The organism is Thiomicrospira microaerophila (genome assembly GCF_000934765.1).
In the GTDB taxonomy this organism is placed as follows: domain Bacteria; phylum Pseudomonadota; class Gammaproteobacteria; order Thiomicrospirales; family Thiomicrospiraceae; genus Thiomicrospira; species Thiomicrospira microaerophila.
The window spans coordinates 14793-29974 of the sequence record NZ_KN882196.1 but is presented as its reverse complement, the minus strand read 5'-3'; the positions used below and the strand labels follow the sequence as shown (position 1 = coordinate 29974).

The window sequence follows — 15182 nt, the reverse complement described above, 5'->3', positions numbered from 1 at the left end:
CATTCCCACGCACAGCGTGGGAACGAGAAATAACACTTTACTCTAAGCAATCATTGTAAATACTTTTAACCAGGCCTGGTTAAAAACCGTTTACGTATTAAATTAATTAAGGCGGCGAATAAGTTATTTCTATTGGTTATAAAATGAAGTACATCATATAATGATCTGATAATAAATAAAAAGGGTTAAGCATGGCGTGGTTCAATGATTTAAAGATTCGTTCAAAGTTAATATTGTTTGTGGTATTGATGTTGATTGCATTGGCTTTTAGTGGGTTTAATGCCATTCGAGGATTTGTACTTTGGTCTACAGGCATGCAAAACTTCTCCGAGGTGCGCCTACCCAGTGTGGTCGCGCTCGGTATTCTTAATACCGAGCGCATGGATATTCGCGCTCAAACCATCAGTGTTTTTCGCTTTGGCGATATGGCTCAAAAATCAGAGCTCCAAAAAATACAAGCGGCGCGTGCTAACTCATGGCAAACCGTCGATGAATACTGGGCGCACTTTGCGGCGATTCCCAAGCAGTCTGAACAAGGTGCGCGCACCTTTGCACGATTACAAGGCGAATATCAGGCCTGGCGTAATATTTATGGTGAGCTCGATGGTTTAATTGGCAGAATGGTTCAAGCCAACACACAAGCCGAGCTTGACCGTTTAATGGCGGATTATGATGCGACCGTGAAGCGGATGGTGCCCATCTCGAATGTAATGGGTGAAACCTTTCATAGTATCACCAGGCAAAGCGAAAGAACCGGTTTAGCGCAAGCGGCTGAAGCGGTCGAGATTGCAAACGATAAAAAGCTTAGCATGGGGGTCATCCTTGCGATTTCAATGATATTAGCGGTCTTGATTGGCTTGCTGATGGTGCGTGCGATTACCCGTCCACTGAATGACATGGTATCGACCTTAACCAAGGTCGATCGCACAGGTGACTTTTCGATCAAGCTACAGCATGCGGCGAAAGATGAAGTCGGTCAAGCGGCGCATGCATTAAATAACCTGCTGGCTAATTTGCAAAAAGCCTTGAACAATACCAATCAAGTCGTGGGGGCGCTATCCCAAGGCGATTTCAGCCAGCGCATTGATGGACAGTTTGCAGGTGATTTAGCTAAATTGCAGCAAGGTGTTAATGGCAGTGCTGACTCGATAGACCAAACTATGCAACAGTTAGGCCAAGTAATGAACGCGCTGAAAGCCGGCGATTTTGGTGTGCAAGTCAATGCCCAACTACCCGGTGATTTTGGCTTGATGATGCAAAATGTCGCCGACTCTACGCAGTCACTCAACCAGTCGATTGCCGCGGTGATTCGCGTGATGGAAAATATGCGTCAAGGCCAGTTCGATGATCGTGTGAAGGCGCAAGCAGAGGGCGATCTGGCTAGGCTTAAAACCATGATTAATGAATCGATGGAAGCGTTAAGCGATGCCATTACGGATATCACCGCTATTTCGGTCGGGCAATCTGAGGGTGATCTCACCAAAACCATTACCGCCGATTACCCGGGTCAGCTAGGGGTGCTCAAAAATGCGATAAATAGTTCGGTGACCCGCTTAAACGAAATCGTGTCCATTGCGGTATCGGCGGCTGATTCCGTTAATCATGCCGCGATGGAAGTGGCGCAGGGTTCGATGGATTTAAGTGATCGTGTACAAAAACAAGCCGCCGCGATTGAGCAAAGTTCGGCCACGATGGAAGAGTTTAGTGCGGCTGTGCAAAATAATGCGCAAAATGCGACCCAAGCAACAGCGGTCGAAAAGCAGGTGGAGGCGAAAGCCAAGCAAGCCTCGAGCGTGATGAATCAAACGATTGACGCCATGAGCGCGATCCAGCAATCGAGTCACAAAATTGCGGATATCGTAACGCTGATTGATGGTATTGCTTTCCAAACAAACCTACTGGCATTAAATGCCGCTGTTGAAGCGGCGCGTGCGGGTGAGCATGGTCGAGGTTTTGCGGTGGTGGCCGGTGAAGTACGTGCCTTGGCACAAAAGTCAGCGGAAGCGGCAAAAGAAATTACCGGCCTGATTAACGAAAGCGTTGAACGTATTGATCAAGGCACGAAGCTAGCGACCGCGTCGGGAGAGGTGATTACCGAAATTACCAGTTCAATTGAGCGTGCATCACAGATGTCGGTTGAAATTTCGCATGCGTCACAAGAACAGTCTGAGGGGGTAAAACAATTGCAAACCGCCATCAGTTCGATTGATCAAGGCATACAGCAAAATGCGGCATTGGTTGAGCAAACTTCGGCGGCGGCAGAAAGTATGCGTGAGCAGGCTAGCTTATTGAGTCAGCAGATGAGCTTTTTCAAAACGAATGCAAAAGGCTCGTCCGCCGCGAGAGGCTTACCCACGCCAAACCCGACGACAACACAACAAGCAACAACAAAACCTATTGCGCGCACATCGACAGCTAAATCAAGCACGTCATCTCATCATGGCGCGAAGTCGAGTGGTGACGAGTGGGCTGAATTTTAATGAGAGACCCGGGTTAATGCCTTCATCCTGCTTTTGCGTGTGTTTTTTAATAAACTAACGTTTCTGCCAAATTTTGTTTTGGCAGACAGGGCAGACGCTGTGAATCACCTTGGTTTTAGCCATCAGTTGTCTGCCCATGTGCTCGGGCAGTGTCCAGTCCTGTGTCCCCACCTTTTTTAGACTGTTACACATGCTGCAGCGTACATAGCTATAGGGCTTGATTTCTGTCGTTTGCTCGCTCGGTGTCACATCTTCCAAGTTGACAGGATAGTCAAACGGCTCTTCGCGCAGTAAAAAGTGACGCATTTCAACGGCACCCTCGGCCAATGGCGTGAGTTGCAACGCCATAAACCGTTTGTGTGTTGGGCTATCACACCGATATTCGCGCGACATAACCTGTTGTTTTAATCGACATACTTTAAGACAGGCTTCAATATACATGCGGGTGGCATCACTGCGGATAAATTGCGATAGCGGCTGACCAATCACTTTTTCAGTTTGAAGGGATTCGCTAGCACCGCCTTTATCAGCGACCTGCTCCCAAGCGGAGGATACGGATTGAATCACATCATCTTGATCGATGACCAAGGCCACTTCATAGTCTTCGTTGTTGAGGTTTAAGTTCGTCATAGTTTTGTCTTTTGCTAAAGGCGATGGGCTTTAGTCCGACAGGCTCCTCGCCCTGGTTTCGCCAAGTGTGTTAAGTTAAAAATGCCGGCTTAGGTCGCCCTAATAGATAACCTTGCAAATGATCCGCACCGTGTTGAATTAACCAATCGGCTTGCGCTTGAGTTTCCACACCTTCCGCAACCGTGTTTAACTCGAGTGCTTTTGCCATACCGATCATCGCTTTCACTAAGGATTCGGTTTGACTGGAGTCGCCAAGCTCTTTCACAAATCCTTGGTCAATTTTTAACACATTGACCGGAATGTTTTTTAGCATCGACAAGGACGCGTAGCCTGTGCCAAAGTCATCCAGCATAATCTTCGCATTTTGTTGGCGTAGTTGCGCTAACACATCCAGCATTAAAGGCAGGTTGTGCATTGTGGCGGTTTCGGTGATTTCAAAATAAAACCGCGAGAGATTTAATCCAGAGGCGTTAGCAATCTGCGCCAGCTGTCGCACAAGGTTTTCGATATAAAACTGCAGGGGTGAGAGGTTGACTGCCACTTTAATATTGTCATCAAGCGCGCTTTCCGCGATATCCATACAGACCTTTTTAAATAACGCCATCCCCAAGGATCCAATCAAGCCATGTTGTTCGGCGAGTTCAATAAATAAGCCTGGATAAATCAGTTTGCCTTGGTGGTCAATGAGTCGAATCAGCGCTTCATAATGAACGGGTTGAGCGATATTTTGCGAGAGGTAAATCGGCTGATAATGCATTTGAATATGTTTTTGTGGATCTGCAATCGCTTCACGCACAAGCTTTAGCATCGCATTCGACTCGATCAGCTTGTCTTCTTGCTCGGGCTTAAACACATGAAAGTGGTTGCGTCCATTATTTTTGGCGACATACATCGCGGCGTCGGCACGACGCATGAGGTCTTCAACCTCTTTGCCATCATTGGGTGCAAAAGCGATACCGATCGATGCGCTGAGGTGATGCTTGCCTTTAGGGGTAATAAACGGTTCGGCGAGCAAGTCCAAGAGCTCCTTCGCCACCTTTTCCGCATCTTGACGGGTTTGAATGCGGGTCAGCACCAGCACAAATTCATCCCCCCCAATCCGTGCCGTCATATCATTTTCACGAATACGCGACACAATGCGTTGGGTCGCTTCACGCAATACAAGATCGCCTTCGGCATGACCATAGTGGTCATTGACATCCTTAAATTTATCAAGGTCTAAAAACATCACTGCGACTTGACAAGGTTCCCCTGTTTTAATGCGCGATAGTCGCAGATCGAGTGTTTGGCTTAATAGCGTTCGATTCGGCAAGCCGGTTAAACTATCATAAAACGCCATTCGATCGAGTTGATTCTGGTGATATTTGCGGTCAGTAATATCCGAGAAGGTAGCGGCATAAAACAGTTTGCCTGTCAGTTCATCTTTAATTCGGCTAATTTGTAACCACTCTGGAAAAATCTCACCACTTTTACGTTTGTTCCAAATCTCGCCCGCCCACCAACCATGATGGTTAATCTCTGTCCACATATCTTGATAAAAGCCATCTGAATGACGACCAGAGTTAAGTAAGCTCGGGCGCTGACCGATTGCATCCGTTTCAGAATAACCGGTAATCTCGGTAAAGGCATGGTTTACCTTGATGATGATTCCCTGCTGGTCTGTGATCAACAAACCTTCACGAATCTGGTCAATAATGGTGTTGGCTAACCCCATTGATTCAATAGTGGTCTGGTTAAGAGAAACTTCATTCAAAGCCAACAGTATTCGTGGGGTATCGTTTAATGTGATACGGCGAGCGGTGGCTGTAAAGTTTAGCTCGTTGGTCAGGCAAAACATTTTTTCATATTTAAGACTAGTGCTTGGTGTTTGGGTTTGCTGGAGCTGCTGCATAAGTTTGATAAAAAGAATGCGACTTTCTTTGGTTAAATATTTGCGGAAGTTTTTACCAACTAGCTCCTTGGCACTAAGGTTAAACATCGCGCATGCCGCTTTATTCAGTTCAATAAAATCGCCATGGTCAGACAAGAAGCACAAGGCGATAGGTGCTTGCTGGAAGAGTTCAAAAATAAGCTGTTGTTGCGCTATATCCTTGTTTTCTTGAAAGTGCAGCAGTTCTAACTCGGCTTCAAGCTCGCTAAAGCGTTGCTCAAGCGCGGCAAAAACCTGCTCTAGTGATTGACGCTCCTCATTCAGCCGCGAATTTTCTTCACGGTACGCCAAAATATCACGCGCTAGGTAACTGCTGTCTTCCTCAATAAAGAGGTTTTGATCAGTCGTGTTCATTAAGTTGCTCCGGCAAGCATAGATAACCTAAAAAGTGGCGTTCGGCATTAATCCAAGTGTCTTCAACCCTTAGCTTTAATAGCAGGCGCTCACCATTTTGATGCAGGGCGCTGACATCTCGCCAGCGACCTATATTGCCCTTGGTTTTTCCGTCAACAAAATCTTGTAAATAGCCATCATGATGGCTACTGTATGGATCTGGCATCAACACTTTTACATTTTTGTGTAATAGGTCTGCAGCGTTATAACCTAAAAGCGCGGTGATTTTCGGGCTAACAAAACTCATAATCCCTTGGACATCAATGCTGATTAAGGTGAAAGGCAAATGATCGGCAAGATGTTTTAACGTGACGTGGCCGTCGATGCTCGGGTCTATTTTTGAGCGGTGTACCGCATTTTCAAAGAACATCATCACGCCGACCACTTTAACCGCATCCGATTTATAGGGCACCATCCGCAAGTGATAAATTACCGCTCCCTTTCGAATCCGAATCGTTACCTCTTGTTCGGTTTGAATTACGTTTAACAGTTCTTGGCGCAAAGCCGGGATATCAATCTGCAAGCCGAGCGTCGTGATGGTTTGTCCTATTATGTTTGTGCCAATCCCTAACACCTCGCTTGCAAGCTTGGTGAGGCGTTGAACGCGCAAGCGGTTGTCGATCAGTACAATCACTTCATTCATCTTTGACATCATGTTTTCAAGATCATTGTTGACCTGTTCTAACTCATAGGTTTTAACTTCAAGCTCTTGGTTAACGGTAGAAAGCTCTTCGTTGGTCGATTGCATTTCTTCATTCGCCGTTTGTAGCTCTTCGTTGGCTGATTGCAATTCCTCGTTAGCTGATTGCATCTCTTCGTTAGTGGATTGGAGTTCCTCGTTAGTGGTCTCTAGCTCTTCAATAGAGGTTTGCAGGCGTTCTTTAAATATGGCAACTTCACGGCGCAGATTGTCGTTACTCACCACCGCATCTTCCGTTAATAGTCCAGTGCCACTGACAAAGGCTTCTGATAAATCGACCAGCGAAAAATTAATCAGATAAATCTCTTGAAGACCTGTTTCTTTGGTCTCAATCTGTTTGATATTTATAAACAGCGCATTTTCAACATCTTTATGTTTGTAAAACAGCGCTTGGGTGGAGGCTTTACCATCGCGCTTGGCTTTTTGTAATAGCGCACGTACATCGACTTTTATATCATCGCGCACCAGTGTGAGGATGTTGGTATCAATCCGCCCTTGTGGGAAAACTAAATACCGACTGACATCACCACGAATATGCAAAACCTGACCAGATGCATCAACCACAACCACCGTTGGCAACATCTCATTCAGCAGTATTGAGTCCAATAGACCGACAAGCCCAGTTTTATCCGGCTGCATTAAGGGAACACCCTTATCGCGTCGCTGTTTACTGCGTGCGACGGTCAATGCACTGGATACATGATCCAATTTTTGCGAAAGTGCGATATTTTTTCTAATAAAAAGATGTCCGCGCTTGAGATAGGTGTCAAATAAATCGGGTGTGCTGGAGGTGGCGGACTCAGATTTGCCTAGAAATAAATACCCACTCGGTCTGAGGGCAAAGTGAAAGGTTTGAAACACTTGTCGTTGTAAGTCGTTAGCGAAATAAATTAAAACATTGCGGCAACTAATCAGGTCTAAACGTGAAAACGGCGGGTCCATGACTAGATTTTGGCGTGCGAACACAACATTATCTCGAATGGATTTGTGAATGGTATAAAGTCCATCTTTTTCAATGAAGTAGCGTTTAAGCAGCTCAGGTTGGAGGTTTTTAATCTGCGATAAGCTAAACTGACCTTTGCGCGCGGTAGCGAGAGCGCTTTCATCAATATCGGTAGCAAATATTTGAAACTGAACGGCTTTTTTAAAATGATCTCTTGCTTGATTAAACAGAATCGATATCGAATAGGCTTCCTCACCACCGGCACATCCCGCCACCCAAACGCGAATTTGTTCACCTTCTTGGTGTTTTTCTACCATTTCGTTAATCACAATCGCTAGGTCATCGAAGGCTTCAGTATCGCGGAAAAAATCTGTAACAGAAATAAGCAGGTCTTTAAACAGGCTTTCAATTTCCTGGGTTGAAGATGACATGAGTGTTAGGTAGTCATCCAATACACTAAGTTTGTGTACCGCCATGCGTCTAGCGATACGGCGTTGGATGGTTTTGAGTTTATAGCCACTAAAGTCATAGCCGGTTTGATCAAGCAGTTTTTGAAATATGGATTCCAGTGTGGTTTTTGCTTGGGGAATCGCGATTTTTTGCAACATCGTGCCCGCCGATTCGATATAGCCTTTGAGGTCTTCGGCCATTTTGTCTGGTGGCAGGATTAAATCAACAGCACCGGTATCAATCGCGGCATTCGGCATGCCCGAATATTTAGCGGTGGTTTCAGATTGCGCAATCACCAAGCCGCCAGCCGCTTTAATCGCGCTCACACCCTGTGCGCCATCGGAGCCTGTGCCAGACAGAATCACCGCAATGGCTTTTTCATTGAGTGCTTCGGCGGCACTGTGTAATAGCATATTAATCGAGGGCTTAGGGCCAATTTCAGCCGCTGGCGAGAGCTGTATCATACCTTGTTTAATCAGCGCGTTATGCCCTGGGGAGATAATGTAAATGGTTTGTGGCTTGGGGGTGATGTCTTTATCAACCAGCTCAACCGGGATGTCGGTAATTCGCGCTAGCAAATCGCGCAGAATGGTGGGGTGTTTGGGGTCAAGGTGTTGCGCGATTAAATAGATCGCAGGCAATTGAGGGTCTAAGCCGGATAATAGCTCTTTAAGTGCATCTAAACCGCCAGCAGACGCCCCGATCAGTACCCAAAAGGGTTTGATCGCGGGTTTGATCGGCTTTTGGATGGCTTTGTGTTCGCTGGACATGGTTAGACCTTGCTTTGCTATAAAAAATAATTATGATTTTACATGAAAACCATGAAAAAAAAAGTTTTTGCTGAGGAGGGAGCGCAGTCGAAAGTGGCGGTTAGGTTATCACGCTTTATCTCGTTCCCGCGCTGTGCGTCATTGCGAGGCCAAAAAATCACGCGTCATTGCGAGGCCGAAGGCCGTGGCAATCTCTTACAGACTGTGCACGCCCTTGAGAGATTGCCGCGTCGCTGCGCGCCTCGCAATGACCGGCTTTAGTCCGACAGGCTCCTAGCTTAAATTCTGCTTGGCTTTGGCCACTTGTTGTTTAACTTGGGCGGGGGCGGTACCACCTAAGTGATTACGTGCCGACACGGAACCTTCAAGTGTTAATACTTCAAATACATCTTGGTTAATCTTATCGCTAAAGCCTTGTAAGGTCTCGAGTGACATTTCTGACAAGTCTAATCCGGTTTTCACGCCATGCGCGACCGCTAAGCCAACGACCTCATGGGCATCACGAAATGCCAAGCCTTGGCGAACCAAGTAATCGGCTAAATCCGTGGCGGTGGAAAAACCGCGCTTAGCGGCTTGATAGGTCATCTCGCGTTTGACCTGCATCGCTGGAATCATGTCGGCAAAGGCGCGTAAACAACCGCGAACTGTATCTACGGTATCAAATAACGGTTCTTTGTCTTCTTGGTTGTCTTTGTTATAGGCGAGGGGTTGTGACTTCATCAGTGTAAGAAGGCTAATCAAATGACCATAGACGCGTCCTGATTTACCACGCACCAATTCGGGCACATCGGGGTTTTTCTTTTGCGGCATAATCGATGAGCCGGTGCAAAAACGATCTGGTAAATCTATAAACTGAAATTGTGCCGATGACCAAAGAACCAGTTCTTCGGAAAAACGCGACATGTGCATCAATAGGGTAGCGGCCCAAGCGGTGAATTCGATCGCAAAATCACGATCGGATACGCCGTCTAAGGAGTTCTGACTGATGCGCTCAAAGCCAAGTAATTGGGCGGTGTATTCACGGTCTATTGGGTAGGTGGTGCCCGCAAGGGCGGCTGAACCTAACGGCAAGGTATTAACGCGCTTGCGGCAATCTTCTAAACGCTCGACATCACGCACCAGCATTTCGTACCAGGCCATCATATGGTGCCCAAAGGTGACCGGTTGCGCCGTTTGTAAGTGGGTAAAGCCAGGCATAATCGTATCGGCTTCGCGTTCGGCAACCAAAACAATGCCTTGTTGCAAGCGTTTGAGTTCGGTCAAAATAAAGTCAATTTCATCACGCAAATACAAGCGAATATCGGTGGCTACTTGATCATTACGTGAGCGCCCCGTGTGGAGTTTTTTGCCTGTGACGCCAATCATTTGGGTTAGGCGCGATTCGATATTCATGTGAATATCTTCTTGCTTAATCGACCAGTGCATTTCGCCGTTTTCAATTTCTTGCTGGATATGCTGCAAGCCCTTGATAATCGCGTCTTCTTCTTTAGCGTCTAAAATGCCGACTTTATAGAGCATGCGTGCATGGGCAATCGAGCCTTGAATATCTTGAGCATACATTCGGTGATCAAATTGAATGGAGGCGGTAAATTCTTCAACAAAAGCGTCGGTGGACTCGGTAAAGCGCCCGCTGGAGAGTTTTTCTTGGTTAATGTTTTGAGTCATAGCAAACCTTAATAAGTTGGCGTTAATTAATTTGGGGTAAATTGCGCTAAAGGGCGGCGCATTTGATCTGGGCTCACCGGTAGGCGCATTGGATTCTCCATACGCGTGTAAGCTTGGTTTAACCGTTGGTGAATCAAGCCCGCGTATAGTTGAACATCCATCGTGCCAACAAGCGGTTCGGCTACCGGCTTGCCGCTGGCATCTACAAAAATAACGGTGGGCGTGACATGCGCACGGTACATTCTAGCGAAATTGCGTTTTGAAAGGGATTCATTATCAGAAAATTTTATTTGTGAGTTTAAATCCGTATCGACCTTGCGCAGCATCATCGCATAGCCTTCATATAAGCCGCCCCGAATCATTGGGTTAAGCACTTCACGTTCGAGTTGGTGGCAGAACCGGCAATGCTCAGCGGTAAACATAATCATAATCGGTATGTTTTGGGCTTTGGCTTGTTGGGCGACCTGGTGAAAGTCATCCATTTCTTGGAGTTTATTGGCATGGGCAAAGGGTTCACTGCAGCCTGTTAGCACCAGCAGTGCAAGCCCTAGCCATAATCCGCGTTTTTGGGCATTAATGATCATTGTAATGGGCGGCGCATTTGATCTGGGTTAACCGGCAGGCGCATTGGGTTGCCTAGTTTCTCGTAAGCGTTGTTTAAGCGTTGATGCACCATCCCAAGATAAAGTTGAACCTCCATTGAGCCAATCATCGGCTCGGCAATGGGAAGGCCGCGCCAGTCAACAAAAATAACAGTAGGAGTAACATCGGCGCGATACATCCGCATCATATTGCCCTTGGTAATGCGCTCGTCTGCATTGAAGCGAATTTCTTGATGAAGTTCGCTGACCTTACGCATATAGAGCGCATAACCCTCATACATACCGCCACGAATCATTGGGTTAAAAACGGTTCGTTCAAGTTGCGAGCAAAACTCGCAGTGAGGGCCAGTAAACATCAGCATAATCGGGATGTTCGCCGCACGAGCTTGTTGTGAGAGCCAGTGGAAATCGGTTAACTCTTCCAGGTTGGCTTGGGCTTTATGTTGAATGCCACCCAACATTACCATTAAGCTTAATGTAATAAAAGCAATGCGTTTTTTCATTTCGTCACTCCTGAAGTTTATCTTTCGAGGCTTCATACACCTTCTCTAAAATAATTAAAATATCTACCAATGAGTATTTTAACCAAAACTCCATGCCACATTTGAGTAAAATGTAAGGTTAAGAAATAATAGCAACAGATTAGGAATCCATTATGACAACAACCATGACAACAACCATGACAACAAGAAAAACAAAACTGACTATTGCAACCCGTAAAAGCCCGCTTGCGCTATGGCAAGCTGAATTTGTCAAAGCGGAATTAGAAAAAGCCCACCCAGGCCTGGTTGTTGAATTGGCACCGATGAGCACCAAAGGCGATAAGATTTTAGATGTGCCTTTAGCAAAAATTGGCGGTAAGGGTTTATTTACCAAAGAACTGGAAGATCGGATGCTGGCAGGTGAGGCGGATTTGGCGGTGCATTCAATGAAAGATGTGCCAATGGTGCTGCCAGAAGGGTTTGAGTTGAGCGCTATTATGGCGCGTCATGATCCAACCGATGCCTTTGTGTCAAACAACTATGCCAGTCTTGATGAATTACCGCAAGGTGCGATTTTGGGTACATCGAGCTTGCGCCGCCAAGCACAATTTCAAGCCTTGCGTCCTGATTTAGAAGTGCGGTTCTTGCGTGGTAATGTTGGCACACGTTTAGGTAAGCTGGATGCGGGTGAATATGATGCGATTATTCTCGCGACTTCAGGTTTGGAGCGTTTGGAATTACACGATCGTATTCGCGCTCGTATGGCACCTGAACTGTGTTTGCCAGCTGTCGCTCAAGGCGCACTCGGCATTGAAACCCTAGCCGGTGACACCGAAACCCAAGCATTGATTTCAGTGTTAAATCATGCGGATACCGAAATTGTCGTGAAGACCGAACGTGCGATGAATCATGCGTTGGATGGCGGTTGCCAAGTGCCGATAGGTGGCTTTGCGTTGCTTGAGGATGGCGAAGTTTGGTTGCGAGGTTTGGTGGCTGAAACCGATGGTTCACGTATTATTCGCAAAGAAGGTCGTGCGCCGATCACTGAGGCCGAAGCGATGGGGCGCCGCATTGGGCAAGAATTGTTGGATAGCGGTGCGCGTGAGATTTTAGAAAAACTCTATGCTGACCAATAAAGTTTAGCGGTCACGATGAACCAGGCCTGCTTGCTTAACACGCGTCCAGCGCATCAAGCGAAGGATTTAAGCCTATTGTTTTGTGCGGCCGGTTATGCGGTGGTCGAGTGCCCGGGTTTAGCGATTAAAACGCAGTATCTCGCGCAAGCGCTTGATTGGTCAGCGCAAGATGTTTGGGTGTTTGTCAGCCGCAATGCGGTAGAACACGTTGCGAAACAAATCACAGGCACGCAACCCGCCAATGTTAAGTTGGTCGCGGTGGGTGCGGCGACGGCACACGCGATTGAACAACAGGGCTGGCAAGGTCTTCAGCCGCTACCTCACACCTTTGATTCAGAAGGGATGTTGAGCTTAGCCGTTTTTAAACAGCTGAGCGGCTTGCGTGTTGGGATTGTGCGTGGTGATGGCGGGCGTGAGCTGCTGGCACAGTCCTTGCAAGAGAAAGGCTCAAGGATTACATTTTACGAAGTGTATAAACGTATTGCCGCGCCATTTTGTAACCAGGCCTGGTTAACTTTTCGTGGTTTTTTAAAGCCGATTATTTTGTTTACCAGTAATAGCAGTTTAGAGGCGTTTATTAGTCAATGTCCTTCATCTGATTCGAGTTGGTTGCGAGCGCAAGCCTTAATTGTGTTTAGTGAGCGAATCGCACAGCATGCTAGGCAGTTGGGGTTTATTGGTTCTATTAGTGTAACCTCGCAATCCAGCGACCAAGCGATATTGGATTGCTTTGAAGGAGTATTGAAAAATGAGTGAACCTATTACACCCAAAGCGGACCAGCACGTGGTTGAAGGCGAGTTTATTGAGGCGGATAAGGTCGATAAGGCGGCGCAGCTTGACGCGGCAGACACCTTGGCCGATTCGAATGTGAAAAGCGCATCAAAAAAGGCAACAGCCAGTAGCCCAGCGAAAGCCAATCATAATCGACTGTTACTTACCCTGGTGATCATGCTGGTTTCTGGGGGCGCATTGGCGACGGCCCTCGTCACTTGGTTGCAGCTTCAACCTGTGTTGCAAACCTTATCCAATCAACAGGCGGCTACCGTGATGGTGCCTAATGAACAAGCGGATAAGCTCGCCCGCGTGATTGAAAAAATCGCTTATCAACAAAACCACATTCAACAAATGGGGCAGGCGTTGCAAGCGCAACAGGCACAAACCCAGCAATTTGAACAACAGTTTGCCGCCATGGACGCCCAGTTCAGCGAAATGCAGCATCGTTTGATTGCACTGGGTGAAGAACTTGAACAGTTAGCCGCGCTCGAAACGCAGGCGGATGCACAGGTGCTAATTAGGTCTGAAGCCCCCGATCAGGCTGAACAAACACCGGCGGCGCCAACCGTGATTCAAATCCAAGATCCGAATTTGCGCCGCGATTTAAACCAATTACGTTCACAGTTAGAAACCGCACTTGAGCAACTTAACCAAGACCTAGGGCAACTTAATCAACAAAGCCAACAGGCGCTAACCCAGCTGAATGATTATGTGTTGTCGCAGAAATGGCAGCAAGATAAAGCACGTCTTCAGTCCCAGGTCGAAACCCTAACCCAGCAGCTAAGCGAATTAACCGCGCAACAGCAAGATTGGATTGAGCAAATTAAACCGCAAATTGAACAAACACTGGAAGAGGTGGCGCCGCAGTTAGACGGTTTTTTATCAATTTTTAACCAACTGTTCAGTATTAAAAAACACGGTGAGGCTGAGCAATGAAAACACTCATAAAATGGAGCTTGGCGCTGCTGGCCGCCGTACTGCTGACCAGTTTAGCGCTACTCAATCAAGGTGAGGTAAGTCTACGTTGGGATGTCTGGCAAATTGATACCAGTGCCAGTTTTGTACTGGCGTTGGCGATTGTGGCGGTGCTGGTGCTTTATTTGGTGTTGCGCCTTTGGATTTGGCTCTGGAGTCTGCCGGGTAAATGGGCTCATCACCGCCTGGTTAAACGTTATCAACAAGCCGAAACCTCATTAACGCGGGGCTTGATTGCGCAAGAAGCAGCGGATTGGTCACAAGCCGAAAAGCAGTTAATTAAAACCGCCAAGCTGAGTCAGAACGGTGTGATGCACTACCTTACCGCCGCCAAGATGGCCGCGATGCAACAGGCCGATCAGCGACGCGATCAATACCTTAAACAAGCCAAGCTAGCCTACCCAGATCAAAGCCTTACCATTGGACTGGTAGAAGCCCGATTAATCAGCGAAAGCGACTCGAAACTAGCGGTGGTGATTTTAGCTGAGTTGCATAAGCAGCACCCTAAACATCGTGTGGTGTTGCAAGAGTACATTAAATTACTGCGCCAGCTGAAGCAATTAACCCGCCTGCATGAACTGATGCCGGTTATTCGCAAGGTGAGCGGTTTGTCTCGCCCTGATTTGACACAGCTTGAAACCGATGTATTGGCGATGCAGCTGGCACAAGCACCCGATTATGAAACGCTTGAGCAACAATGGCAAGCACTCACGCATAAGCAAAAACTCAACCCTCAGATTATGGTGGAATACATTAAAGCTTCAATGAAAGCCGAGCAGTTGAATGGGTTAAGCGAATGGATTGAAAAAGCGCTGAAAGCCCAATGGGATGAAAGCTTGGTGTACTATTTTGGCCGTATTCAATTTGGCCCAGCCTATGATCGCTTTAAAAAGGCCCAGGCCTGGTTGAAAAATCACCCAGATTCCGCTGTACTCTATTTAACCCTAGGGCGTTTAGCCTGCCAAAGCCAGCTTTGGGGACAAGCGCACGATTACTTCAAGCAGAGCTTAAAGCTCCAGCCAGAGTTAGAAACCTTTCATGCATTTGCCCAATGCTACGAAGCCGAAGGCGAAGACCGTCAAGCCGCCTTGGTTTACAAGCAAGCGATGCTAGAATTAGACAAGCCCGAATAGTCACTGCTGCTAGGTTAGAAAAACTCGTCATTGCGAGGAGCGCAGCGACGCGGCAATCTCTGGCCGGTAGTGCGCTGGTTTGAGAGATTGCTTCACTGCGTTCGCAATGACGTGGGTG

At 47.2% G+C, this 15182-nt stretch carries 11 protein-coding genes; 5 read left to right on the top strand and 6 right to left on the bottom strand.

The window, feature by feature from the left end; genetic code table 11:
* Positions 1 to 191 precede the first annotated feature (191 nt).
* On the top strand, positions 192 to 2480 hold the full coding sequence (locus tag NA59_RS12890; RefSeq protein ID WP_052501689.1) for a methyl-accepting chemotaxis protein: 2289 nt from the start codon (positions 192 to 194) through the stop codon (positions 2478 to 2480).
* Positions 2481 to 2534: 54 nt separating this feature from the next.
* Here NA59_RS12890 and NA59_RS12885 read toward each other — a convergent pair whose 3' ends face one another.
* From NA59_RS12885 to NA59_RS12860, 6 genes are all read right to left on the bottom strand, one after another.
* Positions 2535 to 3110, bottom strand: coding sequence for a hypothetical protein (locus NA59_RS12885; RefSeq protein WP_044413683.1), 576 nt, complete (start codon positions 3108 to 3110; stop codon positions 2535 to 2537).
* Between the two features lie 70 nt (positions 3111 to 3180).
* Positions 3181 to 5394, bottom strand: coding sequence for an EAL domain-containing protein (locus tag NA59_RS12880; protein ID WP_052501688.1), 2214 nt, complete (start codon positions 5392 to 5394; stop codon positions 3181 to 3183).
* Positions 5381 to 8296, bottom strand: a complete 2916-nt coding sequence (locus NA59_RS12875) for a CheR family methyltransferase (protein ID WP_044413680.1) — start codon at positions 8294 to 8296, stop codon at positions 5381 to 5383. The genes NA59_RS12880 and NA59_RS12875 overlap by 14 nt, the downstream gene beginning before the upstream one ends.
* Before the next feature lie 273 nt (positions 8297 to 8569).
* On the bottom strand, positions 8570 to 9961 hold the full coding sequence (gene argH, locus NA59_RS12870) for an argininosuccinate lyase (RefSeq protein ID WP_044413677.1): 1392 nt from the start codon (positions 9959 to 9961) through the stop codon (positions 8570 to 8572).
* A 26-nt stretch (positions 9962 to 9987) separates the two neighbouring features.
* Positions 9988 to 10545: a thioredoxin family protein gene (locus NA59_RS12865; protein WP_044413673.1), complete on the bottom strand. Its 558-nt coding sequence runs from the start codon at positions 10543 to 10545 to the stop codon at positions 9988 to 9990.
* Positions 10542 to 11066, bottom strand: a complete 525-nt coding sequence (locus NA59_RS12860; protein WP_044413670.1) for a thioredoxin family protein — start codon at positions 11064 to 11066, stop codon at positions 10542 to 10544. Before NA59_RS12860 ends, NA59_RS12865 begins: the two co-directional genes overlap by 4 nt.
* Positions 11067 to 11218: 152 nt before the next feature.
* Here NA59_RS12860 and hemC point away from each other — a divergent pair, with 152 nt between their 5' ends.
* From hemC to NA59_RS12840, 4 genes are read left to right on the top strand one after another with little or no spacing between them, the layout of a single operon-like run.
* Entirely contained in the window at positions 11219 to 12181 is a 963-nt protein-coding gene (hemC, locus tag NA59_RS12855; RefSeq protein ID WP_232504103.1) for a hydroxymethylbilane synthase, read from the top strand.
* Positions 12182 to 12196: 15 nt separating this feature from the next.
* Positions 12197 to 12937: a uroporphyrinogen-III synthase gene (locus NA59_RS14565; RefSeq protein WP_052501687.1), complete on the top strand. Its 741-nt coding sequence runs from the start codon at positions 12197 to 12199 to the stop codon at positions 12935 to 12937.
* Complete coding sequence (locus NA59_RS12845) at positions 12930 to 13892, top strand: hypothetical protein (RefSeq protein ID WP_044413667.1); 963 nt, start codon at positions 12930 to 12932, stop codon at positions 13890 to 13892. The genes NA59_RS14565 and NA59_RS12845 overlap by 8 nt, the downstream gene beginning before the upstream one ends.
* Positions 13889 to 15064, top strand: a complete 1176-nt coding sequence (locus NA59_RS12840; RefSeq protein ID WP_044413664.1) for a heme biosynthesis HemY N-terminal domain-containing protein — start codon at positions 13889 to 13891, stop codon at positions 15062 to 15064. The genes NA59_RS12845 and NA59_RS12840 overlap by 4 nt, the downstream gene beginning before the upstream one ends.
* Positions 15065 to 15182 lie beyond the last annotated feature (118 nt).

Bases quoted from the DNA above. Each gene is read 5' to 3' on its own strand.
- NA59_RS12890 (WP_052501689.1), top strand. From the start codon at position 192: ATGGCGTGGTTCAATGATTTAAAGATTCGTTCAAAGTTAATATTGTTT.
- NA59_RS12885 (WP_044413683.1), bottom strand. From the start codon at position 3,110: ATGACGAACTTAAACCTCAACAACGAAGACTATGAAGTGGCCTTGGTC.
- NA59_RS12880 (WP_052501688.1), bottom strand. From the start codon at position 5,394: ATGAACACGACTGATCAAAACCTCTTTATTGAGGAAGACAGCAGTTAC.
- NA59_RS12875 (WP_044413680.1), bottom strand. From the start codon at position 8,296: ATGTCCAGCGAACACAAAGCCATCCAAAAGCCGATCAAACCCGCGATC.
- argH (WP_044413677.1), bottom strand. From the start codon at position 9,961: ATGACTCAAAACATTAACCAAGAAAAACTCTCCAGCGGGCGCTTTACC.
- NA59_RS12865 (WP_044413673.1), bottom strand. From the start codon at position 10,545: ATGATCATTAATGCCCAAAAACGCGGATTATGGCTAGGGCTTGCACTG.
- NA59_RS12860 (WP_044413670.1), bottom strand. From the start codon at position 11,066: ATGAAAAAACGCATTGCTTTTATTACATTAAGCTTAATGGTAATGTTG.
- hemC (WP_232504103.1), top strand. From the start codon at position 11,219: ATGACAACAACCATGACAACAACCATGACAACAAGAAAAACAAAACTG.
- NA59_RS14565 (WP_052501687.1), top strand. From the start codon at position 12,197: ATGAACCAGGCCTGCTTGCTTAACACGCGTCCAGCGCATCAAGCGAAG.
- NA59_RS12845 (WP_044413667.1), top strand. From the start codon at position 12,930: ATGAGTGAACCTATTACACCCAAAGCGGACCAGCACGTGGTTGAAGGC.
- NA59_RS12840 (WP_044413664.1), top strand. From the start codon at position 13,889: ATGAAAACACTCATAAAATGGAGCTTGGCGCTGCTGGCCGCCGTACTG.